The sequence below is a fragment of the Ruegeria spongiae genome (genome assembly GCF_023502395.1).
In the GTDB taxonomy this organism is placed as follows: domain Bacteria; phylum Pseudomonadota; class Alphaproteobacteria; order Rhodobacterales; family Rhodobacteraceae; genus Ruegeria_C; species Ruegeria_C spongiae.
This window is the reverse complement of sequence record NZ_JAMFMB010000022.1, coordinates 13,848-39,115: the sequence shown is the minus strand read 5'-3', so window position 1 is coordinate 39,115 and position 25,268 is coordinate 13,848. Positions and strand designations below refer to the sequence as shown.

15 protein-coding genes and 1 pseudogene are annotated in these 25,268 nt (G+C 60.3%); 9 read left to right on the top strand and 7 right to left on the bottom strand.

From position 1 onward, the window contains the following. Positions 1–19: 19 nt before the first annotated feature. Together M3P21_RS16310 and M3P21_RS16305 are read left to right on the top strand one after the other, a co-directional pair. Complete coding sequence (locus M3P21_RS16310; RefSeq protein WP_249711556.1) at positions 20–2,905, top strand: trypsin-like serine peptidase; 2,886 nt, start codon at positions 20–22, stop codon at positions 2,903–2,905. A gap of 17 nt (positions 2,906–2,922) precedes the next feature. Beyond that, positions 2,923–3,684, top strand: coding sequence for a hypothetical protein (locus M3P21_RS16305; RefSeq protein ID WP_249711553.1), 762 nt, complete (start codon positions 2,923–2,925; stop codon positions 3,682–3,684). 72 nt (positions 3,685–3,756) lie between these two features. On the opposite strand, the gene M3P21_RS16300 is transcribed toward M3P21_RS16305, so the two are convergent. After that, on the bottom strand, positions 3,757–6,090 hold the full coding sequence (locus tag M3P21_RS16300; RefSeq protein WP_249711551.1) for a DUF8508 domain-containing protein: 2,334 nt from the start codon (positions 6,088–6,090) through the stop codon (positions 3,757–3,759). 509 nt (positions 6,091–6,599) lie between these two features. Here M3P21_RS16300 and M3P21_RS16295 point away from each other — a divergent pair. From M3P21_RS16295 to M3P21_RS16285, 3 genes are all read left to right on the top strand, one after another. Further along, positions 6,600–10,298, top strand: a complete 3,699-nt coding sequence (locus M3P21_RS16295) for a hypothetical protein (RefSeq protein ID WP_249711549.1) — start codon at positions 6,600–6,602, stop codon at positions 10,296–10,298. Positions 10,299–10,319: 21 nt separating this feature from the next. Continuing rightward, complete coding sequence (locus M3P21_RS16290) at positions 10,320–11,318, top strand: hypothetical protein (RefSeq protein WP_249711546.1); 999 nt, start codon at positions 10,320–10,322, stop codon at positions 11,316–11,318. 183 nt (positions 11,319–11,501) lie between these two features. Continuing rightward, positions 11,502–12,380, top strand: coding sequence for a cation diffusion facilitator family transporter (locus tag M3P21_RS16285; protein WP_249711544.1), 879 nt, complete (start codon positions 11,502–11,504; stop codon positions 12,378–12,380). A gap of 6 nt (positions 12,381–12,386) precedes the next feature. Here M3P21_RS16285 and M3P21_RS16280 read toward each other — a convergent pair whose 3' ends face one another. The 3 genes from M3P21_RS16280 to M3P21_RS16270 form a co-directional block, all read right to left on the bottom strand. Continuing rightward, positions 12,387–13,628, bottom strand: coding sequence for an ArsB/NhaD family transporter (locus M3P21_RS16280; protein ID WP_249711542.1), 1,242 nt, complete (start codon positions 13,626–13,628; stop codon positions 12,387–12,389). A gap of 47 nt (positions 13,629–13,675) precedes the next feature. Continuing rightward, entirely contained in the window at positions 13,676–14,950 is a 1,275-nt protein-coding gene (locus M3P21_RS16275; protein ID WP_249711539.1) for an MFS transporter, read from the bottom strand. A gap of 209 nt (positions 14,951–15,159) precedes the next feature. Further along, positions 15,160–16,767: a GMC family oxidoreductase gene (locus M3P21_RS16270; RefSeq protein WP_249711538.1), complete on the bottom strand. Its 1,608-nt coding sequence runs from the start codon at positions 16,765–16,767 to the stop codon at positions 15,160–15,162. A 127-nt stretch (positions 16,768–16,894) separates the two neighbouring features. Here M3P21_RS16270 and M3P21_RS16265 point away from each other — a divergent pair, with 127 nt between their 5' ends. The 4 genes from M3P21_RS16265 to M3P21_RS16250 all read left to right on the top strand — a co-directional run bounded on the left by M3P21_RS16265 (position 16,895) and on the right by M3P21_RS16250 (position 21,070). Then, the gene (locus M3P21_RS16265) at positions 16,895–18,127 is read left to right on the top strand and encodes a TRAP transporter substrate-binding protein (protein ID WP_249711537.1); all 1,233 of its coding nucleotides are present in this window, start codon (positions 16,895–16,897) and stop codon (positions 18,125–18,127) included. A 93-nt stretch (positions 18,128–18,220) separates the two neighbouring features. Next, a complete protein-coding gene (locus M3P21_RS16260; RefSeq protein ID WP_249711536.1) occupies positions 18,221–18,889 on the top strand; it encodes a TRAP transporter small permease in 669 nt (222 codons plus the stop codon). A 10-nt stretch (positions 18,890–18,899) separates the two neighbouring features. After that, positions 18,900–20,261 (top strand): TRAP transporter large permease, encoded by a 1,362-nt coding sequence (locus tag M3P21_RS16255; protein ID WP_249711534.1) that lies wholly within the window; start codon positions 18,900–18,902, stop codon positions 20,259–20,261. Positions 20,262–20,284: 23 nt separating this feature from the next. After that, positions 20,285–21,070 (top strand): IclR family transcriptional regulator, encoded by a 786-nt coding sequence (locus M3P21_RS16250; protein WP_373320052.1) that lies wholly within the window; start codon positions 20,285–20,287, stop codon positions 21,068–21,070. Between the two features lie 24 nt (positions 21,071–21,094). Here the strand turns inward: M3P21_RS16250 and M3P21_RS16245 are convergent. The 3 genes and pseudogenes from M3P21_RS16245 to M3P21_RS16235 form a co-directional block, all read right to left on the bottom strand. Continuing rightward, positions 21,095–21,358, bottom strand: a pseudogene (locus M3P21_RS16245) (FCSD flavin-binding domain-containing protein); the annotation flags it as partial. A gap of 41 nt (positions 21,359–21,399) precedes the next feature. Continuing rightward, positions 21,400–21,960 (bottom strand): recombinase family protein, encoded by a 561-nt coding sequence (locus M3P21_RS16240; protein ID WP_249711532.1) that lies wholly within the window; start codon positions 21,958–21,960, stop codon positions 21,400–21,402. A 112-nt stretch (positions 21,961–22,072) separates the two neighbouring features. Then, a complete protein-coding gene (locus M3P21_RS16235) occupies positions 22,073–25,003 on the bottom strand; it encodes a Tn3 family transposase (protein WP_249711530.1) in 2,931 nt (976 codons plus the stop codon). Positions 25,004–25,268: the final 265 nt, after the last annotated feature.

Sequence of the window (25,268 nt, the reverse complement as noted above, 5' to 3'; positions counted from 1 at the left end):
ATCCCAGAAAGGACATGCCATGGCCATGCCGCTTGATTACGCCCGTGCCCGCCCCTTTGCCGCCGTCGATCCGATCATCGACGCCACCAACCCCTGGGATGCGATCCGGCAGATCGCCAGCTTTGCCGTCCGCCATCAGAACTTCCGCGTCGGCGTGCAGAATACCGGCTATTTTCCGTTTTCGGCCATCTGCAAGTTGGTGATGACCTACCCGTCGGGCACCTATGGCGGCACCGGGTTCTATATCGCGCCGGATCTGATCCTGACCGCGGGTCACAACCTTTATGACACCGCCCCCGGCAGCACGGCGATCGAAGAGGCGACATCGGTGTCGATCCGCCCCGGCCAGCAGAGCAATTCGAACATCCCGCACCGTTTCAGCGTGCAGCGGCAGGACTGGACCATCCACCCGACCTGGCTGAGTTCAGGCGCGAAGGATCGCAGTCATGACATGGCGGTGATCCGCGTCACCCAAGGCCCGCCCAATGGCGAGCATTTCAAGCTGATCGACCACTCGCCTGCAGGTGACGCGCCCATCGCGGTCTGTGGCTATGGCGGGCAGGATGTGGCCAGTGACCGCCAGCATCTGGATATCGACCGGGTGCGCCGCCTGAGCGCGGGCGGCGAGATCGTTGAATACAATCTGCAGACCCGCAAAGGTAATTCCGGCTCACCGGTCTTCGCCCATTTCAACAACGACAGCTCCGGTGGCGATCTGCCCGAGGCGATCCCCGTCATGGGTGTGCATGTGGCGCGCGGGCGCAGTGGTGACAGCCACCACAATCGCGGCGTGCTGCTGACACCCGACAAGATCGACTGGGCGCGCGGCGGTGGCATCATGTCGGTGGCGCAAAGCCTGTCGCGCCCCGCCGCCGTCGGAGGTCTGCCGCTGATGACGCGCTCGCGCGCCTCGGTGGGTGGACTGCCGCTGATGCCCGCGCAGGCGATGCCAGTGGCCCTGCCCGCCCCGGCTCCCGCGATGCCGCAGGACCCCGCAGGCGGCGCAGGCCCGGGCCGCACCGGCACCCCGGTCAGCGCCCAGAGCTATTACGCACGCCCCTTCGCGCGCAGCTTCATCGTCACCAATACCAGCCGCGGCATGAGCGTCTCGCGCCGCACCTTCGGCCATGACACCCACGACATCTCGGGCACAACGGTGCTGGAGGTCTCGGTGCCCAACATGCCCGATGGCGGCTCGGTGCGCTGGAACATTCCCGATGCTGGTGACCGCACCCGCGTATTGTTCGAGGCTGGCTCGGGCACGGCGCAAAGCGCGGGCGGAACCCGCGTCACGCTGCGCTCGCTGGCACCCGGCGTCGCGCATGTGGATTGCATGGTCAAGGATGCCTCGGGCACCACGATCGAATCCAACAAATACCTGGTCAGTTCCCCCCATTTCGTAAAGGTCGTCTTCGACGCCAATGTCGACACTTTCCTTGATGGTCTCGGGTTGCGCAGCCGTCGCGCCGCGCTGATCGACGAGATGCGCGAAGTGATGCAACTGCTCTATGAGGACACCAATATCCGGGTGATCTTCCCCGGAGAGGCGCTGCCCCCACATCTGGTGGTGGGCGCCAACGCAGGGTTCCCGGGTGGCGAAGCGGTGGCAGCTTCAGTTTCGCTGGCCAACATCACTGCGGAAGTCGATGCCATCGACCCTGAGGAGAGTCACAAAACTGGTGCAACAGCCCGGTTTCGTCGCACCCAACGGGGGCGCAACCATCAGCCCGGCGATTTGCCGGCACCTCTGAACCAGCACAATGTTGTAAGTGTTCTGCTGGGCCATATGCGCTCGAAACCTGAGGTGGCGGCGGTTGAAGACGAACTGGGCAGTTCCAGCCTGACCTCCGCCAATCTCGATCTGGCGGCGGCGATGTATGGCCGGATGCTGGGTGAAACCACAGCCCATGAGATCGGCCACTTCCCCCACGGCTCCAAAATCGGGCATGGTGGTTCGCTGATGGCAAAAGGTGGCCAAAGGAATTTTACTGATCGCACCGGCATGGTGGCGGGTTCCGGCGATGCAATTCTTACCGATAATGGCCGCAACACCATCAACCGTTTCAGCGACGCCAATCGCCGCGCCATCGAGAACGTGCTGCCCATCGACCCGCCGCTTGATATCGCCGGGGAACGTGCGCGCGGGCGGGTGGGCAGCTTCAGCATGGGCCGTGCCTTTTCGGACAATACCGTGCATCTGCCCGGTGCAACCGTGCTGGAGGGGTGGCAGTCCGAGGTGCTGATCTTTGCCATCGAAAACGCCATCCGCGCCACTGTGGGCGCGATCAACCCGGCCACCTATCTGGCGGCGGCCTTCATCGATTTCGACACGATCCTGACGATCTGCGACCGGCTGGATGTCACCATCGGCTTTGGCGGAGCGGTCGGCGCTGGCCTGGGCGAAGGCGGCACCGCCGGGGCGGGCATCGTCTTTGCCCCAGGTCGCCGCATCGGCTTTTACGGTGCGCTGTCCGAAGTCAGGGGCTGGGTCGCATCAGCCGGGGTGAACGGCCAGTTCACCGTGGTTCGGGGCGGGCCGGAAAACTTCGGCGGCACCAGCTATACCTATGGGGTCTCCGTCGAAACCATCGGCTGGCTTGACGATGGGCTGGTGGGCATGCCGGTTGGGGCGCATGTGATCACCAACACGCAGGATCAGCCCATCGGCGTGACCTTCGAAATCGGCCTCAGCGCCGGGGTGCCAACGGTATCCCTGATCGAGGCGACGGCCCAGACGGTGCATACCCGCACCACAATCGCGACCCAACAAGGGTTGGTGCGGCCCTATTCCATGGGGGCCACCGACCCCAACGGAGACATGAAGGCGGCGGCGATTGCCGAAGCGATCCGCAAGGGAGCACCCCCCGAGGCCGCAGCGGGCTTTGTCGACCAGCTTTTTACCTAGCGGCTTCGCCCGCGCCGGTGCAGGGTCAGGGCCGCGCCCTGACCGTCACCGGTGACGGTGCCGAGGCCGGTCCGGGTGGAAATCTCGTGGTCCTGGATGAGGCCCGCAGCTTTGCCGCGCCCGAAGGTCTGTTCCAGATACCGCGCATTGAAAGCGGCGAAGAGGTGTTCGAGGTCGACATCCCCGAAGGGCTGCAACTCAGCCTGATCGATCTGGCGACGCCCGGTGCCTCGCTTGCCGCCGGGGCCGAGGTGGTGGATCGTCCGGCGCGCGGCGCGACCAGCAGGCTGCGGCTGCTGGTGCGCTGGTCGCATCCGGTGCCCACAGGCAGCCTGCAGTTCCGGCTGCGGGTCCATGCCTCACCAGACGGCACCCCGCCACCGGTGGTCACCCCGCTGACCGAACCTGGCTCGCACAACCGTATGCGCGCACTGATCGAGCAGGACGCGGCGGTGGACTTGGCCATTGACGGCCCTGTCGCCGAAACCTTCCGCACGCAAATTCTGGAACGCGGCGGCCAGTTCATCGGGGCTGAAACCCAAAGCCATCTTGCTCGACCCTTTGACGGGGGCCTGTCAGCCGGATCGATCGTGCTCATCAGCTTGGCAGTCATAGCCGCCGTTTGTGTTGTGGTTGGCTTCGCCACCTTCGGCGCGGTGCTGATCATTGCGATGCAAAAGGGCTACAATATCGAAAACGCAGGATACAATGTGGCCGTCGGCGAGGGCGCCAGCCGGCAGGAGCATGAAATGGTGTTCAACATCCGAAAACCCGAGTGACATTTCCTGAAACAACGCAAAAATCCGGCGCAATGGCTTGCGCCGGATTTTTCATTTAGCGATCTATTTTTGTCAGAAAATCAAAAAATCGTCTTCACAGTTATACAAACCAACCAATTCGACGCTTCCTTGTGCGTCACCAGTCGAAGTGAGCAACGTGCCCCTGTCAGTCTCGGTGACAGAGATCTCATTTGTGCCCACGAATTCAAGCTCATCTACATTGACCTTGAAGCAAAGCACGGTGTCATCCCCGAAATCACCCTCGAAGACAAAGCTGTCGCGGCCACGCCCACCATTCAGCAGATCGTCGCCCGCACCGCCTTCGATCACGTCGCGACCCGGCCCGGCAAAGATGAAATCGTCTCCTTCACCACCCAGGATGGTATCCCTGCCCCGGCCACCGCTAAGGGTGTCATCCCCGTCACCGCCTTCGATCAGGTCACGCCCGCGACCGCCAAAGATCACGTCGTTACCGTCCTGTCCAAAGAGCTGATCCCGGCCCTTGAATCCGAGGATCACATCGCTGCGCCCGGTGCCTTCGATCACATCCCTTCCTTTGCTGCCCAACAGAAGCTCACCGGGATCATTCGGGTCCTCGATCAGGAAGCTTGCCACGACCGGTTCGTGATCCGAGGCGAAATTGGTGAAATCGGTGTTCACATGCACCACATCCACCTCGACGTCGGCCAGCAACCGGTCGGTGACAAAGATATGATCCAGCACCTGACTGTTGCCTTGAAAATTGAAGGTATAGGCTTCGTCCCCCTCAACCCGGGTGATCAGATTGGTCAGTACCTTTTCATCACCAACGCCGGGCAGGTCCTCGGCCAGTTCATCGGTGAATTCGAACGTGTTGAGATCGCCCAGAACCGTCACCCGCGCATCCGGGTCCTCGGCCAGCAAGCCGTCCACCACCTCGTTCAGCGTCAGCGCCTGCGCCTCGCGTTCGTCCTCGCCCGCCTGCACGAAGGGCTGCGGCCCGCCAAACACCGGGGTTGACCCGAAGCGGGACGAGAAGTGGTTGTTGATCAGCGTCACCTCCTGCCCGTTGAATTCAAAGACGCCGAGCAGCGGATCACGGCTGCCCTCGAACGCGTCCGGGTTGCTCACGCCCAGATCGGCCAGCACATCGGATTCCAGCGTGACAAATTCTTTCGCTTCAACCCGGTCCGGATTGAAGAGGAACGCGTTGCGGATATTGCCGCCCGGTACACCGCCATTTTCGCCATCCTCATCCACCACCGCGCTGACAAATTCATAGCGCGGACCACCGGCTGCCTCGATCGCGTCCACGATCGCCAACAGCGTTTGCTCGGCGCTCAGCGTGCCGTCATCAGCAACGCCGCTATCATCCTGCACCTCTTGCAGCGCAAGGATGTCCGGCGCCCCCAGATTGTTCACGATTTGACCTGCGAGCTGCACGATTTGGTCGGCATCTCCATCTGCCTCGGCTGCGGTGACGTTGAGGATATTGTAGGTGGCCACAGTCAACCTGTCGTCACCCCCTTCGATGGCAGTTACCTCGGCAGTGTTTGTCGAGGGTGTTTCTACCTCGAAGAGGTCTGTCACCTTGACCTCAAAATTGCCAAAGCCGTAATCCACGACTCCGGTGATGTTCGACAGGTCATCGCCCAGATTGATGGCAGGCCCGTCGAAGCCGTCGGGTAGCAGATCACCATCATATTGAATCTGGATACGTTCGGGGTTCACGTCGCCGGTGCCATCCGCGTCGGCGTTGATGTTCAACCCACCGCGATCATTCAAGCCCCCGCTGGGCGAGGTCACACCCGCGCCATCATCGGCGGCAACCCAGGTCTCGCCAAACCGGTTGGTGGCCGAAATGGCGGTGGGGTTGTCGATGGTGACCAGCATTCCCTCAAGGCTTTCGTAGAAATCAATGCCATCGGTCTCGGGATTGAAGGTGCCCGGCTCCTCCTGCAGGTTCACCGGCAATTCGTCGTCCGAGATCACCACCTCGGTCGGCGGGGTCCGGCCCGCAGCACCCAGTACGGTTGCCGCTGGCAGCGCGTTGCCGCTGCTGGTCACGTCTATCTCGACATCCGAGAGTTGCGTGGTCGACAGGTTGCCACTGCCAGCGCCACCCGGAATGAATTCGCTGACCACACCGCGCAGATCCACCGCGTCGCCGACCGATACCAGATCGCCCGCGCCATTTCCGGTAAAGACAAAGATCGCGTCCGAGGTCGCGTCGTTACCATCGCCTTCGGGGTCCTGCACATAGAAGCCCGCGCGATCCACCGCTGTGACAATCCCCGAGGTCCGGACCTCCTGCCCTTCATGGTCCGAGACATGCCCGGCACCCTGAATTTCGGGAATGGTCAGATGGAATACGTCCAATTGGCCCTGCGTCTCAGCAGTGGATGGTAAATGCGGTGTGTTGGTCATCGGTAAGTTCCCAAAATGCTGTTGGCCGGGGTATCGAACAGGGCACGTTCGGTCTGAAACCGCCGGGGGCTAGAGCCGGGCATATCCAGAATTGTCGCCAATTTTGTTGTCGTGCCCCGCAGGATTGGCTAGGTGAAATAGGTCACAGATTTGTGTTGGTTTCATTACGTCATTGTGCAACCCCGAGGGGGTTATGACGAATGCTACCGCCCGCTTAACGCGTAGTACAAGTGCGAAGCGCCGGAGAGCTTGCCTGACCCCCATTGCCGTTCCAGATCGGGTGCGCTGTGACGCGGCCAACCGTGAATGATTATGCGGAATCCACCACCTTTGGCAGCGTATAAACACTGCCCAAACCCATCGGCGCAGTTTCGCCACTCGCCGCGCATGTACCGCCTGAAATGCGCTGATCGGGCCGAATCGTGTTATGATTGTATCCATACTGGCACCAATTTGTTCTGACTTACTCTGTTATATTTTAGCGTTTTCAATTAGTTAAAAGGTTTACTATGGCTGATTCAGACCGATCTTCCCGTTCCATCTCCGTTTCCGTCCCGGATGCAGAACCGCAGGCAGAAGAGGCTCTCAAATTCTCGGCATCTGGCGATGCGGTCACTGCCGTCATCTCTGACAAACGCAGCGAGCAGGACCGACTGCGTGCCCTCAGACGCGGCGAAGGGATCGAACTTTCACCCGATGCCGTGGCAGAACTGGTCGAGCGCCGCAGCCTTGGCATGACGGCCGTGTTCCGCCAGCTTGGCACCTTCAAGAAGGATCTGGGCGAGGCCGGGTTCTTTGCCGGATTCCCTGCCACGCTTGCGACCAAGTTGCGCGGAGAGATCCTGAACCCCGACGGCTCACCCGCCGAGCGGCTGATCGTCGAAGCGATGCGTCCCGAGTTTGGCAGCAACGAAGGCATGGGCAGCTTTTCCTGGCCTGTCCCCAAGACGGTGACTGACCGGCGCGGGCGGTTCTCGCTGGCCCTGCCAGGGCTGCGCGCGCCGCAGAGCGGGCTGCGCCTGCGGCTGCGGGGGCAGAATGCAAGCCTGACCCATGCCGTGTCGCGGGTGGATGCCATTGATGGCCAGCTGGGTCTGGTGGTGCTGGAGCGTACCCTGACCCCTTTGGCCCGCTCGGCGGTCGGTGAACTGACGGACCTTTTCCCCGTCGATTCCGAGGATGCGGACGAGAATATCGAGGATTTCCAATCGAACCAGCCGCCGCTGGTGCTGGGCGAGGGCGATTGCGCCTCGGAATACCGGACCGAGGGTGGCACTGTCTCACGCCGTCGCTACTCGGTGCTCTATCGGCTGACCGATCCGTTGGTGGGGCCTGCCAACCTGACCCGCGACCGGGTGGTCGGCGGCGTCACGTTCCCTACGACTGTACCGGGCAGCGCGTTCGTGCGCGCGGGCGTCAGCGCGTCCAACGTGCTGAGCGCCTTGCAGAACGGCGATGGCGACTGGAATTTTCGCGACCGGGTACCGATTGAAGAGCCGATAGATGTCGAGGATTTCTTCGAGGATCTTGAGGCCCGCCCGACGAATGTGCCCAAAGCCTCGAGCCTGTCGCTGGGCTATGTCGCCAAGATGCGCTCCACGGCGGTGCATGCCGGGCTGTCGCTGGGGCGTCTGATCTATTCGCTGCCGCTCGCACCGGGCGAAGAGCAGCGCATCGTGGTGTCCGAACAGCGCGAAACACTCAGTGTGCGCGAACGCGAAAGCCTGAGCTTCAGCGAACAGCAGGAATTCGAGGAAAGCCGCGATACCTCGTTCGATTCCACCTTCAACACAGCGCTGAGCGAGTTGATTCAGGGATCGTCCCGCTTCAACACCAATAACAGCTCAAGCTCCAAAGGCTTTTCGGGCGGCGTCGGTGGCGGTATTGGCGGATTTATCGGCGGGTTATTCGGCGGCATCGCAGGTGGCGCGGGATGGACCCGTGGCTCGGCCAGTTCCAGTTCCAGCGGCTCGTCCTCGGCCTCGCAGAACACCTCGCGCTCGTTCCTGTCGGAAACCCATGAGGCATTTTCGTCCTCGCTGGAACGCTCGGCTTCGGTCAAGCGCCGGTCCAGCCGAACCAGCGTGCGCACCGCCACGGCCACCGACCGGCGCCGGGCGTCGACCAAATTCGTGGCCAACCGCAACCATTGCCATGCCATGACCATGCAATGGTTCGAAGTGCTGCGCGATTTCTCGATCGAGACTCGGATCGAAGGGGTGCAACTGGTCTGTTTCGTCCCGATGCAACTGATCGCATTCCGGCGGGTGCCACAGCCCGAAGCGTTGCCGCCCGCGGTCAACCGCGCCTTTTTGCTGCATCGCTACGCCACCGTGCTGCGTCATGCCGCAACCCTGCGCAAGGAATTCGGCAGCCGCCGCAGACGCCGCAGCGCGCTGCGCCTGCTGGAAGAGTTCGCCGCTGATCCATTTGCCCAGCCGCAGAACAATGTGGGCACCGCGCAGGACATCGTAAAGTTCGCGGCACGCGGCGTCTTCATGCCCAATGACGATATCTCGGCGGCGATCATCACCAAGGATGGCGACCGGATCGGTCCGGTGCCGCTGGTGGGCGCACCCGTGGATATCGACGATTTCTATGAAAAACCGGCCAAGAACCGCGAGAATCTGCTGGTGCGGCTGGCCGACACCCGCCGCAACACCGTGCGCACCACGACCTATGAAGGCAGCGTGGCCCTGCCACGTTCGGTCGAGCATGCCGATATCGCGCGGGTGGAACTCTATCGCCGCACCGGGCGTTTCGCCTATTCCTTCTTTACCGGAGGCGAAGAGATCACCCTGCCCGGGCTGCTGGGGGGCATCACCGACGGTATCCTGGGCAACGACGATCCGGGCCGCGCGCTGCGGGATATCGAGCGCAGCCTGAACACCTCGCTCAGCGGGGGTGAGTTCGACGACCAGATCGGCGCGCCGCTGGTCACCCGGTTCAGCGCCACGATCAACGACGGACAGGCAGATGAAGCAACGGTACTGGATGATGGCAGTGTGCAATCCCTGCCGCCCCGGCTGCCTTACGCGGTGGCTGCCGTCAACGATGTGCTCAGCCGTCGCGACCTGCGCCGGATCGAGGAATTGTACCAGCATGTGGTGTCCAACACCGTGTCCTATTCGCGCTCGATCTGGGAAAGCATGACTGACGAGGAACGCGCGATCCTGCTGGAACGCTTTACGATTGGCGTACCCGAGGGCGGGCTCGAAGATGCCTCATCGGAAATCCCGCTGCTGAGCGCGGTGGCGAACCGGGTGATGGGGTTCTACGGCAACTCGATGATCATGCCGTTCCACATTCCGGCGGATTTGTCGGACCGGATCGAGCTGACCACCGGTGACATTCAGGACAGTCTGCTGCGCTTCCACCGCGAGGATTTCCGCCCGCCGCGACGCTCGATATCGCTGCCCACACGTGGGCTGCTGGGCGAGGCCGTTCTGGGCCGCTGCAATTCCTGCGAGATGATCGACCATCGCCGGTTCTGGAACTGGCAGGATTCACCGACGCCGCCGCCGGTGGGCGACGCGCCTGTCCTGCCCTCGGATGACAGTTCGATCTTCGGCACCCGCGCACCCAGTGATCTGGCCGCGAACCAGCCGACGAACGCTCTGACCATCGCGGGTGGTGATATCGGCACTGGCAGCGCTATCCCGTCCTCACCGCTGGCCGAGATCCTCAAGGCGGCCCCCGATCTGGCCCGCGCGGGCACCGATCTGACCGGGCTTGAGGCGCTGCAGAAACAGCTGCAGGCCGAAACCCAGTCGGTGCAGGCCGGTCGCGACAAGGCCGTGGATTCCGCTACCGATCTGACCAAGGATCTGGTCGGCAAGGCCACCGAACTGGCAGGCAAGGCCAAGGATCTGGCTGCTGCCAAGGCGCTGGCACAGGACAAGGAAGAAAAGGACAAGAAGGCCGCCGACAAGTCCAAGCTCGCGGAGTTTGCGAAGTTCGGGGACAATGCCGGAAACATCAGCGCGCTGGTGGGCGCGCAGGACGAGGACAAGCGGCGTGACTTCTTCGCCGGCTTCTTCTCGGACTTCCCCGGCGGCGCGGACGCGCTGAAGGACCCGGGCAATGCCAACATCCTGTCAAACATCTTTGGCGCTTTCGACAAGGTCAACACCGAAGCGCCCGACGGGTCGAACCGGAAGCTGGGCAGCGCGGCTGCACTGGACTTCCTGAACAGTCTTGGCGGCTGAGCGTGCAAAGGAGATTTGGTTATGAGTGATACTAGTACAAACCCGCCCGAAGAAACGTCGATCGACGAGGATGTCGCACAGGCGATCATTTCGATCCTGGAAACCACCAATTCGCCCGCGATCCAGCGCGCGCGCGAGGTCATCGCGCACCGCTTGGCGATCTCGGGCGATGTCGCGCCCTCGCGCATCCCGCCGCCGCGCAACATCACCGAGGTGGGCGGGTATATCAACCTGCTGACCGAGTATGACGAGGTCGAGCAGCGCTCGCGCATGATTGCTGCAGCGCTTGGCATCGCCGGGCCGCAGATCAACCTGCCCCAACCCGGTGCTTTGCCGCCTCTCAGCTTCGTCACGCGCGCGCAGGTAAGGCCCGAGGGGCCGCAACAGGCCAGTTTCCCGCTCGACTTCAGTCTGCGCAGCGATTTTATCGCAGCCTTCGACACCGCATTGGCCGCTATTGCTGTGCAGGGTGGCGCGATGCCGGTCTTGAGCGCGCCGCGCAGCCTGCCTCTTGCGGGCGGCATGGCGCCTGCTGATGGACCAGCGCAGCTTGACCTGATCGGACGGCTGTTGCGGCTGGCGCCCACGGCGGCGCTGCGTGATCCGGCCATTGATCCGCTATCGGTCACGCGCCCCGATGCGGGTGGTGCGTTTCAGGTGATGGTGCGGGTGATCGACCCCGCCGCGCCCGATGCAGGCACCATCCCCGCCGATGATTGGGCCAGTTGGCAATGCGACACCGCCCAATGTTCCGAGGTCACCAGCAATGATGTGCGCTTCGAGTTGACACCGATCCTGAATACGGCGGGTTGGCATCAGCCTGCGGCGGTTAGCGATCCGACCACCGTCACGGATGCGGGCAATTGGAGCGTCTGGCACAACATCACCGGGCTTGTTCCTGGCGAAACCCGTTTTGGCGACGAGTTGAACCTGCTCTACCCCGCCGAGGTGACCCTGACCTCTCCGGTCTTTGCACAGCTCGATTTTGTCTGGACCGGAAGCGAATTTGCTACCCCCTGATCCGGTCCTCCCGGATCTGCCACTCCGCACGCCGCAGCGCCTGTCACGCGCTGCGGCTGTTGGTTTCGCCGCTGCGCGAAATTTTGTTATTGCCGCTTGCGAACCCATCAAACCCGTCACAGAGTGCCAAAAAACTGACGGCGGACCCCGGGAGGCCGGCGTGCCGCGCAAGGAGGCTCGCTCATGGCCCATCACGATCATTCTGCCGCAGGGCACCATCACCACCACGCCGCCAACGAGAAAAAGGTCGCGCGGGCGGCGGTTCTGACCGGTCTTTTCATGGTCGTGGAATTGGTGGGCGGGCTGATCTCGGGCTCGCTGGCGCTGATTGCGGATGCCGGGCATATGCTGACCGATTTCGGTGCGATGATCCTGGCCTGGAGCGCCTTCCGTCTGGCCCGCCGCCCCGCCGACTGGAAACGCACCTATGGGTTTGACCGGTTCTCGGTTCTGGCGGCATTCGTGAACGGGTTGATGCTGTTTCTCGTTGCGATCTGGATCTGTTGGGAGGCCTGGGGCCGCCTGTCAGACCCCGCCCCGGTGATGGGCAAGGTGATGATGTGGGTGGCGCTGGCCGGACTGGCGGTGAATATCGCGGTCTTTGTGATCCTGACGCGCGGCGGTGGCGAGAACCTCAATATCCGCGCCGCCGTTTTGCATGTGATCGGTGATCTGCTGGGCTCGGTCGCGGCGCTGATCGCCTCGATTGTCATCATCTATACTGGTTGGACGCCGATTGATCCGATCCTGTCGGTCTTTGTGGCGCTGATCATCCTGCGCGCCGCCTGGGCGGTGGTCCGCGACAGCGCCCATATCCTGCTCGAGGGCGCGCCTGTAGGGTTTGACCGCGACGCGGTGACCCATCAGTTGCAGGACGAGGTGCCTGGCGTCTCCAAGGTGGGGCACTTCCACGCCTGGTCCATCACCCAGGAACGCAGCATGGCGACGCTGGAGCTAACGGTTGATCCCGCTACCGATGCCCAGGACGTCAAGACGCGGGTCAAGACCTGGCTGAGCGAGCAGCACGGGATCACCCATGTGACAATCGAGCTTTGCCGCTGAGCACACTCACCCGCCCAGATGGGTTTCCAGCATCAGGATCCAGGCGATTGTGATCCCGGTCGAGACCAGCCCGATGGGCAGCACATCTTTCATGAACTGGGTGAAAGTGACTTCTTTCGCACCCATCCGGTCGGCCATCTGCAGCACGATCACATTGCTGGCCGCGCTGATGATAAAGACATTGCCCGCCAGCGTCGATACGCCCGCCAGCATCATCAGGTTTGCCACCTCGAACGAGGGCAGCAGCTTCAGATACATGTCCACCAGCGGCACGTTGGAAAAGACCTGACTGCCGAAAAAGCTGATCCCGGCGGTGACCATGGGCTCGTTCATGTGCTGACGCTCGTCGCCCAGCATGGCCTGCAGCGAGCCTGACTCCAGCAGCGCGCCGGTCACGATGAACATCGACACGAAAAACACCAGCGTCGGCCAGTCGAGCCGCAGGAACGTCCGCACTCGCGCCCCGTCGAACAGGTAGACCGGCAGGCAGGCGATGGCCGCCGCAACCCCCAGTGGATAGCCGATATCAGACCTGGTCGCAGCCAGCACGCTTTCCACCGTGACCAGCACCACCAGAACCGCAATCGCCAGCAGGACCGGCCATTGCGTGCCCTCCTGCCCCTCGATTTCACTGGTCCCGGCCTCGGGCGTGGTCACCACCATGCGCCAGGACAACCAGAGCGCGCTGCCGCCCAGGCAGATCAGCGTTGGCACAATCAGCCAGATCAGGAAGGTGACCATGGGGGCCGGCACCTCGCCACTGGCCGCGATCAGCAGGTTCTGAGGGTTGCCGATAGGGGTCGCCATGCTGCCGACGGTGACCGCCACACACAGCGCGATCAGAAATGTCCGCTGATCCGCACCGGTCTGATGTGCCAGCATCAGTGCAATCGGCGTGCCGATGATCGCCGCCGCATCATTGGTCAGAACAGCGGCGACCAGCGCAAAAAGCAGCATGAAGGCGACCAGTGACACGCCGGGCGTCCGCCAGCCCACCATCCACCCGGCGATCCGGTGCGAGATGCCGTTTTCATAAAGCGCCCGACCGATGGAAAACACCGAGAAGAGATACAGCATCACGTTCCAGTCAATCGCCTTGAGCGCATCCTGCGGCGTGATCGTCATGCTCACCAGCAGCACCACGGCCCCCGCCGTCATCACATGCCAGATCTTGAGAAAAGAGGGCAACCATTCGCGAATGGCGATCAGGGTGAAGACGGCGATTGAAACCCCAAGGCTGAAGGACATGGGTATTCTCCGGAATTGGTTGCGTGGTCTACGGGAAGCGCGGCTTGTCAGGTCTCCGAATGAGAGGAATCGGCCAGATCGCGGCGCGCGTGCCGGGCGGTTTCCGGCATCAGGAACGCAAATATGAGCGCGCCCAGAACTGCCACGCCCGCAAGAAAATAAAACGCCATGTCATAGCTGGCGATCTGCACGATCTCTTCGGCGATCAGGTTGCTGGCCGAGGCCCCGACCCCCACCAGCGTGGCCAGCGCGCCTTGTGCCACATTAAACCGCCCGGTGCCCTTGGTGACATCCGACACGATCAGCAGGAACAGCACCGCAAAGATTCCGTTGGCCACCCCGTCCAGCGACTGGATCGCCACCAGCGCCACCGAATTGTCGGTCAGCGTGTATAACAGCGCCCGGATTGGCAGGATCGAAAACGCCATCAGAAACAGTGGCTTGCGGCCCCATATATCGGCGGTCTTGCCGCAGAGTATGGCCATGGCGATCATGATGAACTGGGCCGAGATGATGCAGGCCGACGTAAAGGCGATGCCCGATTTGGTATCGCCTCCGCTGGCCACTTTCTGGCTGACCAGTGGCAACATGCTGGCATTGGCAAAGTGGAACAGGATGATCGAGGCGCCAAATATGATCAGTCGTTTCTCACTGAGGATGGTGGCAAAGCCGCTGGGTTGTTCCTGGCCTTCGCTGTCTTCGGCGACCCCGCCGCGTGCGGCCTCATGGTCGATCTGCGAGGGTTTGATCAATGCGGTGAAAAAGATCATGCCGAGGCACATGACCGAGATCAGGATGAACACCCCGTCCACAAACCCCGCCAAAGCCAGCCCGGCAGCAATGGCGGCGGCCACCACATTGCCTGCGTGGTTCCAGGCCTGATTGGCGCTGGTTTGCCGGGTGAAGGCCTGACGCCCGACGACGCCCAGTGTAATCGCGGCGATCAGCGGACCCAGAAAGGCCAGCGCAACACCCATCGTCGCCTGCGCGCCATAGATCGCATATTGCGAATCCGTGATCACCAGCGTCAGCGCGGCCACCCCAACGGCAGAGATGCAGGCCACCATCAATCCACGCTTGGCGCTGGTCCAGTCAATCAGCGCTCCGGCGGGGGTCTGTGCGATAACCGTCACGATGGAGCCGAGCGCCAACGCAAAGCCGATGCTTTGCGGCGACCAGTGCAACTGCGCGAGCAAATAAATGGCCAGATAGGGCCCGAACCCGGCCGTGACATCGCCAGCGAAAAAGTTGATCCCCAGCAAAGGCCGGTTGAGCGGAGCGGTCCCGCCCTGCCCGGTACCCGTCTGCGTCTCGCTGGTCACCGTATTCTCGCGCGCACTGAAGACGCCTCCGGCTGGGACGGGTTCCCGCGCGGCGCATTGGATGCGCTACAGGTGCCCAATGGCCAGCACTCTGGCCCGCATTGGATCAATAAACAACCGCGCTTGCGCACGGAAAGCGCGAATGCGCCTTGTTCGCACATCCCAAAGGGTAAACAGACGAGCCTGCCGGGATCCGCGATTCAGGCCGGTCAGGCCTGATCCTCAAGGATCAGATCGCTGGCCTTTTCGCCGATCATGATCGCCGGTGCATTGGTGTTTCCGCTGACGATTTCGGGCATGATCGAACAATCGGCCACACGCAATCCGCGAATGCCATGGACCCGCAGCCGCGCATCCACCACCGTGTTCGGACCCTGCCCCATCTTGCAGGTGCCAGTGGGGTGGTAGATCGACGAGGAGTTGCTGCGTGCCCAGTCCAGCGTGCCCTCGTAGTCATCCAGCGGCAGGTCCTTGGTTGGGCGGAACTCTTCCGAAATCTTGGACTTCAAGGGCGCTTCGCGCGCGATCGAGCGGGCGATCTTGACCCCTTCGACGATGGTTCGGCAATCCAGATCGGTCGCCAGGTAATTCGGGTGAATTTTCGGATAGGTTTGCGGGTCCGGGCCGTCCAGCACGATCTCGCCCCGGCTTTCGGGCCGCAACTGGCAGACCGACATGGTGAAGGCCGAGAAAGGATGCACCCCTTCGCCGGGGCTGTCGGCGGACCAGGGCTGTACGTGGAACTGGATGTCGGGCGTATCCGCATGCGGGCCGGTTTTCATGAACCCGACCGCAAGGCTGGCGGCCATGGTCATCGGTCCAGCCCGGAACAGCGCGTATTTCATCGCGATCCTGGCCTGATTGATCAGGCTGCGCACCTCGTCATTCAATGTGGGTTCATTGCACTTGAACACCAGACGTGCCTGCAAATGGTCCTGCATGTTCTTGCCCACCGCAGGCAGGTCGGCCGCCACCTCGATGCCGTTCTCTTTCAGTTTCTCCGCCTCACCAATGCCCGACAGCATCAGGATCTGCGGCGAGTTGATCGCGCCCGAGGACAGCACGATCTCGCGCGTTGCCGTCACTTCACATTCCTGCCCCGACTTGTCGAGATAGCGCACGCCGGTGGCGCAACCGCCTTCGATCACGACGCGCTGCACCAATGCGTTGGTGATGATCTGCAGGTTCGGGCGTTTACGAGCCGGGTTCAGGAACGCCACAGCCGAACTGCAACGACGGCCATTGCGGGTGGTTAGCTGGAAATAGCCCACGCCTTCCTGCGTGGCACCATTGTAGTCCGAGTTGAAAGGATAGCCCGCTGTTTGCGCCGCCGCGACCCAAGCGTCGCAGATCGGGCGCTGCAGGCGCATGTTGGACACCGACAACTCACCATCCGTGCCGTGAAACTCATCCGCACCGCGTTCCTGATTCTCGGATCGTTTGAACAGCGGCAGCACATCTTCCCAGCCCCAACCCTCATTGCCCATCTGACGCCAGCGGTCGTAATCCTCTTTCTGACCACGCACATAGAGCAGTCCGTTGAGCGAAGACGACCCGCCCAAAACCTTGCCGCGCGGCCAATCGATGGCGCGACCATTCAGGCCTTCATCCTTCTCGGTCCGGTAACACCAGTCCACCGACGGGTTATGCATGGTTTTAAAATACCCGACCGGAACGTGAATCCACGGGTTCCAGTCACGCGGACCCGCCTCTAGCAGAATCACACGATTTGCCGGGTCCTTGCTCAGACGATTCGCCAGGACGCAGCCCGCCGATCCTCCTCCAACCACGATGTAATCAGCTTGTTGTGTCTGCATTTTTTGGCCCTCCGCCAGATCGGGACTGGTCTCGTGCAAGTTTTCCTTGCGTCACCATCTTTAATCCACTAAAAATGATACCACAAGTCTCAATAACGAGAATTCTGTACCACGGGAGGAAGAATCCATGAAAGTAGCTGACAAGCTCAGCAGAATATCGCGGCGGGACCTTTTTAAGCTCTCAGGACAGTATGGTCTGTCGTCGACCCTGCTCGCTGCCGGGTCTCTGGGCGGGATCGCATCGCTGCCATCGCTCGCCGCCGCTGCCGAATCGACCTATGAAAAGCGCTTCGCGAAAGAGGCCAAGCACACGCTGAAATTCGGTGCGTCGGGGTTCAACGCGCGCAACCTTCTGATCGAACGCGCCGGTGCATTGGAATTCGCCCGCGATCTGGAATCGCGCACCGATGGTGAAATCCGGGTCGAATTCATCGGGGACAACCAGATCTGCGGCCAGCTGTCCTGCGTTGAAAAAACCCAGAACGGTATCGTCGACATCTATGCCGCCTCGACCCAGAACTCGGCCGGTGGAGCGCCTTACCTGAACGTGCTCGACTATGCCTATGTGTTCCCGGGCCGCGCGTCGCAGTATCACTTCCTCTACAGCCCAGAATCAAACGCCATCCTGCGCGAGCCGCTGGAGAAGCGTCACGGTCTGAAATTCCTGTTCAGCCATTGCGAACTGCGCGGGCTGCAGATGGGTCAGTCCTTTGCCGAAAGACCCACCGTGACCAAGTTGGAAGAACTCTTTGGCACCAAGAACCGCGTGACAGGCACCCAGCTGGGCCGGATCGCGATGCAGCTGCTGCAACTGAACCCGGTTCCGGTGGCATGGGAAGAAACGCTCGACGGCCTCAAGACCGGCCTGATCGACGGCGCGGAAACCTGGGCGTCTGCGGTGGCCTATGCCAACATGGCACCGGTCGTGACGCAATCTGTCGACCTGCGGTTCTTTTGCGGCACCGAACATACCTCTATGTCGGCCAAGGTGTTCGACAGCCTGGACGGACACCTGCAGGACGCGGTTCTGGAATCCTCCTATCTGGCGCAGGTACATGTACAGGCGGCAAACGAGGCTGCTCTGGTCAAGACCGTTGGCTTCTCGGACCCGCAACTGCCGGATACGATCTTTGCCGAAAACGACGTGCGCAACGCGTTCCTGGCGGACGAACAGATCAAGCTGGCCGAAGAAATGTGCTCGCCCGAATATCAGCCCGAACCATGGGAACAGTGGCGCGAGCGGATCAACAAGTGGGCCGGTGGCATCGACACCTATACCGAGCTGCATCGCATCGCGCGCGAAGTGCCTGCCGATATGAAGCCGGAAAATGTCGAACCGCGCCGTTGGTGGAAAGCCTAAACACTCAGGTCAGGCGGCGGGCGAGCCCCGCCGCCGATCAAATCCCGCATATTCACACATACGCTATTGTCGGTCTCAGGGAGGAGACAGATCATGACGACTATTGTCAGCGATATCTCGGAGATCTTCAGCGCGGTTCTATCCAATGACGCCTGGATGATCAGTGAAGCACTCAAGACCGACGCGGCCTGGGTGGTCGGCGCGTTTGCCACGCTATTGGGTGGGGCGTTCTTTTTATTGCTCTACAAATATGTCCCCTGGGTCGAGCGGAATCTGGAATCCACGGTGATGGTGTCGACCTATCTGCTGATCGGCGTCATCATCTTTGTCGAGGTGTTCAGGCGCTTCATTTTGAATGTGCAGGCGCCTTGGTCGACGACCCTGCCGCCCTTTCTTTTCCTGATCATGACCTGGGCCGGATGTGCCTATAACGTCAAGCTCAGGACCCATCTGGCCTTTGCCGAGTTTCGCACCAACATGCCAAGGACGCTGCAATTTCTGTGCCTGTCCCTGGATGCGGTGCTGTGGATCGGGTTTTCATGGATCGTTGTTGTCACCTCGACGCAGGTTGCAGCCAATTCGGCGGCAAATTTCCAGATTCTGTTGGGCACAGATAACGTGCTGCAATGGTGGTTCCTGGTCTCGGTTCCACTGAGTTTCATCCTGATCGCGGCGCGGTCAATGGAGAATTGGCTCACCGACCTGAAAAACCTTCAGACGGGCGCACCGTTGATCGCCCCTGTCGCCATCGGCGCGGATTGAGGAGAAGACCATGACAGACGGAAACTGGGTTACATTGATTTCGCTAGGGGTCACCTTCCTGTTCATGCTGGGTGTGCCGGTCTTTCTGGTCATCGGTTATTGGGTCATCGGGATGAGCTTTGTCCTCGGCCTGCCGCTGATCAACACCGGCTCTGCGCTTGCGGATGTGTTCACCGACGGGTTCGCCCTGCTGGCGATGCCGCTTTTCATTCTGACCGGTGACCTGATCAACCGCTCAGGCATTGCCCGCAGGCTCAGCGATTTCGCTTATTCCTGTCTGGGCTGGCTACGCGGCGGTCTGGCTATGGCCAGCCTCGGGGCCTGCGGTCTGTTCGCGGCCATTTCGGGCTCGAACTCGGCCACTACAGCCACGATCGGGTCGATGCTGCATCCCGAGATGGTCAAGGGCGGTTATGACGAGCGCTTCTCGGCGGCGACTGCCGCTGCAGGTGGCACGGTCGGGATCATCATCCCGCCCTCGATCATCTTCATCGTCTACGGCTTCCTGCTGAACCTGCCCATTTCCGAGCTTTTCGTGGCGGGCATTATCCCTGGTGCGATGATGGTTGGCGGCATGATGCTGGTGGCCTTCGTGATCTGCACCCGCAACGGCTGGGGGCATCTGATCCGGCTGCAATTCGGCCGCGTGTTCAAAACCGCGGTCGGCGCCTGGTTGGGATTCTTCGCGATCGGTCTGGTGTTGTGGGGCATCTATACCGGCAAGTTCTCTCCGACCGAAGCGGCCGGTGTCACCGTGGGTTTCTGCATCATCGTGGGCTTTTGCAGCCTGCCGATCTACAAGCTGATGGGCTCGCCTTCCGAGGAGCGCGATTTCAGCGAGCGCGGTATTACAGAGTATCTGGTGGTCAAGGGCTTCGGCCCGCTGGAACTGCCCTCAATCACCATGCGTTCGGCGCAGATCGCAGGCATTCTGGCACCGCTGATCGCGGTCTCGGTGGTGATGCAGCAGATTCTGTCGGTTCTGGGCGCACAGCAGTTCATCGGCGACTTCGTCCGCAGCATGGGCGGCTATTATGCGGTGCTGTTTACCTCGATGGCGATTGTGTTTGTCGCGGGCATGGTGCTGGAAAGCCTGCCGGTCACCATCATCCTCGCCCCCATTCTGGCGCCCATCGCCCATTCCGTTGGGGTCGAACCGGTGCAGTTTGGGGTGATCTTCCTGGTGGGTGCGTCGATTGGGTTCATCACGCCCCCTTATGGGCTTAACCTTTATGTCGCATCAGGGGTGACGGGCGTTCCCTATTTCCGCCTGTTGCGCTACACGGTGCCTTATCTGTTCGCCCTTCTGTCGGTCTGGATCATCGTGGCCCTGGTGCCAACGCTGTCGACGATCCTGATCCCATCGGGCTAAGACGAGTTATGTGAGCCAAACAAGTGGACGGCATTTTGGATACTGGCGGCAAAGAAGCGGCAATCCCGACCAACCTGCGACTGCTCATGGTACTTGAAGCCATGGCCGAGGCCGGGGTTCCCGTCACACCAACCGAGGTGAACCAGCGCCTCGGACTGCCAAAGCCCACGATCCACCGTCTGTTCACCACGCTGGAACAAGAGGGTTTCATCCAACGCGAGATTGACGGTCGGGGGTATTCCCCCGGCCTTCGTTTGCGCAAGATGTCCACCGGCATCCTGTCATCGCTACGGATCAGGACCGCGCGGCTGGCCATTCTCAACCAACTGGCAGATGAGATCGGCGAGACCTGCAACATCGCCATCCCGGATCGCGATGCGATGGTCTATCTCGACCGGGTCGAAACCAAATGGCCGCTGCGCATCCAACTTCCGGTGGGCACGCGCGTGCCGTTCTATTGCACCGCCAGTGGCAAGATGTATCTCAGCAGCCTCGACCGCCGGCACCTGCGCAGCTACGCAATGTCCGCTGATCTGGCCGCTAAAACAGCGACAACCGTCTCGGACCCCGGGCAGCTGATGGCCGAAGCCGTGGAAATCCGCGAACGCGGCTATGCCACTGACAATAGCGAGTTCATGGAAGGTATGATCGCCATCGCGGTGCCGATTGAGGAAGGCAATGGCAGGTTGGTCTCGACTTTGTCATTTCACGCACCGGAACAAAGGCTCAGCCTGACCGATGCCGTTGCGCATGTCGAAATGCTGAAAGCGGCGGCGGCGAATTTGACCAGCCTGCTTGCGGATGATTGAATTTTGCTGCCCGGTTTTCGCCCAACCGGACATGTCCGCGGTGATCGCGTTGTACCAGCTCTCGGATTCCTCGAATGTTGCCTTGCGAAAGTCGGTGGTCTCGCCGGGTTAAATGATAAAATCGTCCACGCTAGCGATCTTTTCCTCGGTCGGTTCATCGGTAGCGTCCACCTTGACACCGTCATTCTCGACAATCAAGGACCAGCAGGTATTGGCATACTTCGCCGGGAAAACCCGTGATCCGGTCAAGGCACCACGCACCGCGTTGGCGCAGTCCTTGGCCTGGAATTGGCCATGTACGCACGAAGGGGGTAAAAACGGCAAGATTTTCAACTCTGGTGGGTTGATCGCTTGATCCTGTCGATTGTAGCGACGCCGACGTTGAAATGTCGAGCGATGGCGCGGATGGATTGGCCTTCCTGTAGCATGGTTCTGACTTGATCTTGCTGGTGGATTGTGAGCTTGAGTTTTCGTCCGAATTTCACACCGCGTTTTTTGGCTGATGTCCTGCCTTCGTCGGTTCGTTCATTGATGAGGTTTCTCTCCAGTTCAGAAAGTCCGGCAAAAACAGTTAGTAAGAACTTTCCCATGGAGCTGGTGGTATCCGCCCAGGGCTCCCGAAGAGACCGAAACGATGCCTCAGATGTTTCTATTTTTTGAGTAATAGCGAAGAGGTCATGGGTAGATCGGGCCAGCCGGTCCAGGCTGGTGACAATGAGAGTATCGCCCGGCTGTAGGGTTTTGAGCATCTTTTCTAGCTGTGGGCGACGGCGGTCAAAGCCAGTCAGTTTTTCCTGGAACATCTTATCGCAACCCGCCGTCTGCAGGTGTTCGATCTGGCTTTCCAGGTTTTGTCCTGTCGTGGAAACCCGTGCATAGCCAATCAGCATGGTTCTACACCTGTTTTTCGGCCACCTATACGGAACAGAATTACGGATTTCGCAAGGTGTTGATTTTGCGTCCAGATAATATTGTTCCGTTTGTTATAAGTTTCGGAATAGATCATGCCGCCACCGGCATGTCATTCAGGGGCAGGCGCGTATTCATGTCGAGATCAAAGACTCCGTATGGATTGATGTGGCTGTGTGGCAGAGGGTTCAGTGCCGCCATGTCGCGGTTGGTCATTTTCTTGCGCCAGACCTGATCCGCGAGGATATCCTGGATCATGAGCGTGTTCACATAGACCATGCTGGCCTGCAACAAATGCAGTGACAGAACCGAGACCTCCTGATCGTCGCGCCGGTTGGATACCAACTCATTACCGTTGCCATAGAAGATGAAGTCGTTCACCCCGTTCCAGCGCTCAATCACGTTGAGGCCAGAATTGATTTCGCGCCGCAAATCCTTGTCGCCAAGGTATTTGCACAAAAAGATTGTCTTTGCCGCTTTGCCGAGTTCCAGAAGCGCCGCAAACACCGGGTGGCTTTGGCCGCGGATGAAACGGCGCAGAATGGCCTCTGGTTCCGCGGTCCGCTGTTTCAGGGCAGTCGCCAGCTTGACCATCTCATCATAATGCTGAGCGATCAGATCCCAATTGATCGGTTTGGACACGAAAAGCGGCTCAAGATTTGGATAGGCGCGTTCGGATTTTGGAAGAGCCCGCACCAGCTTTTGCCGCGCTATTCCTTTGAACCGGGGCATGAGATCAAACCCCAGCAAAGAGCAGAAGGTAAAACCGACAACGCTCTGGCCGTGGGTATCAACAAACTGGCGGTCAATCTCCAAATCGGTACCGTGATGCAGGACACCTTCGATCATCGACGCCACTTCTGAGGAAGATACCTGTTTCAGCTGTGAATGGATGCAGGTCGCGCGGGCATCAACGTGCCAGTAGATCATGACACCACGCCCGCCATAACGCTGATGCCACTCGGTCATCAGGTTCTGATCCCAGGACCCGAGCTGGGTAGAATCTGACGCGCAACTGCTGCTGCCATCACCCCAGATGTCTGTGGCGCGAACACGGTTTGTGGCATCGGCAATGGCACGGGTTGCGGCGCGCAATGCATTTTTGTGAATGAAACGCTGCCGAATGTAGAGCAGCTCTTTATAGGTCACATTGTGTGGTCCGGCCGCGATGGCCTTGAGCCCGATATTCGTCCCGATCCCATAGAGCGCCAGTAGAAGCCTGCGGGACACCTCATCGCCGGACAGGGCTTGTCGCGCGGCCGCCGTGGGGAAGGATTTGGTGAAGCCGATACGCAGATCGACTTCCTTGAGCACATCCAGCAGGTTGGTCATGGGCCATCGGCGGGTCAATTCCTCCTTCAGCGCATCCAGCATTGTCGGATCATCCTGGGCCTGCAGTGGTTTGAGCGATATCCGGATTTTCCCGCCCCGCGATTTCAGCGCCACGTCATTGTTTGAGGGCAGATCGCGGTTAAACACATCCAGGGCGGCGATGAGATCACCCTTGAGGCGTTCGACAAAAAGATCAGCTTCCAATGGCTGTCCAATATCCCGGAAATACTGCTCCTTTTTGTCATCGAAATCCTGTGGCAGATCCTGATCCGGATTACAGTATCTGGCCGCACCTTCAATCCATACCTCCTTGGTGCGCAGACGCTCCCTCAGGCTTTGAAGGACACAAATCTCATAGTTGAGGCGGTTAATCCGGGATTGCCCGCTTGGTCCGGGCTCAATGACAATATCTCGCCACTTGGGTCTGACAACACCGTCAAGCGGCACCTCATCAAGAGAAAAGTACTGTGGTTTCCTGCTTGTATCTGCGGCCAATACTTCAATGGCATCCAATAGCGGGCGCCAGCCCTGATTGTTTGACCGAAAGGTGAGTGACTTGAGGATCACGGGAAGAATGCGCCGGTAATGCTGCGCATAGGATCGGCGTATCTTACGATGCACACGATACGAAAATGACGGGTTCTCCGTACGATATTCGTTGGCCAGATCGCTGATGGTCTTCTGGCTGACCACCGGAAAAATCACATCACACACTCGACCGGTCGGTTCAGCTTCTGCTGCGAGCGCCATCTTGAACAGGAGCGTCGTTTTGCCTTCGACCTTGCGAAACTCGGCCACAAGCTCTTTGATGACCTTGGTTTCCGCACGGGCAGATATCTTGTGGGTGATGCTGATCAGAAGATCACCGAGTTCGTCGGTCAACTCGGCCGCGCGGGGAATAAGAAAACAGCATAGCAACGCATATCGCGTTTCATCCGGGTGCCGGCGCATGTCCCACGCATCTTCTGTGCCCGCCCGCAACCGAAACCGTTCAACAATATCAGGATGCACATCCACCAGGATCGACTGATCCAAACCGACTGCTCGAACAGTTTCCAGGCGTGTCACCGTTCTGAGCACATTTTCCACGCTGGCTGCACCGGAACTGCGCGACACTTCGGCAAAGGAAGAAAAGCCATCCGCCGTCTCAAGCAGGGCATCAAGGCGCGCCCGATGGTCATCGGAAAGCCGACCTGCGACCCTGGCAAACAGAATGCGCTCAAACCGACGCTCTGCCTTCGCCATCAGGTTTGCCCGAGCTTTGGCCCTGGGGCGGATCATTCGCATGGACAAGAACCATTCTGCAATGGCAGCCTCCGATGTCGCCTCATTTGAAGCGGTCGGCAAAACGGCCTCGACAAGCCAATCCAGGAAAACCGCGCGGGCCTCCTTGTCAAAGTGCTGAATGTCGAGAAACGCAATAACCTGGCGTCGGTAAAAGCGAGCCGTTCTCTTCGGAACGACCGGAAGCCCATGATCTTCGGCGCTACCAATCTGCGACGCCAGAAACTCAAGCACCTGCGCAGAGACAAAATCCAACGACGTGGGAAACTGCGCGTGAAGTTGGAAATACTTGAGGTAATAGCAAAGCGTCAGACACCGCCGCTCAGACATGCCCTTCAACAGGCCAAGCTCCGCGTCACTTACAATCCAACGCGCTCTCAGCTCCTCATCGGACCAAATCTGTTGCATGCACATTCCAATTTCAACTATATATCGGAATATACTTACGGAACACTGACCGATGTCAATAGCTCAAACCAAACTCTGAAATCTTGCCGTTTTTACTCCCTTCGTGCGTACAGGGTCAAAGATAAACGTGACGTGATGGGATTGGAGCTGGGGGTGTATCTCCTTCGACGACAACAAGCCGTCTCTTGGGACCATAACGCTGCCAAAGGGATCTGAGCCAAAAACTAATTCTCATGCTGCATCCTTACGGTTGGGCCGCGCCAGG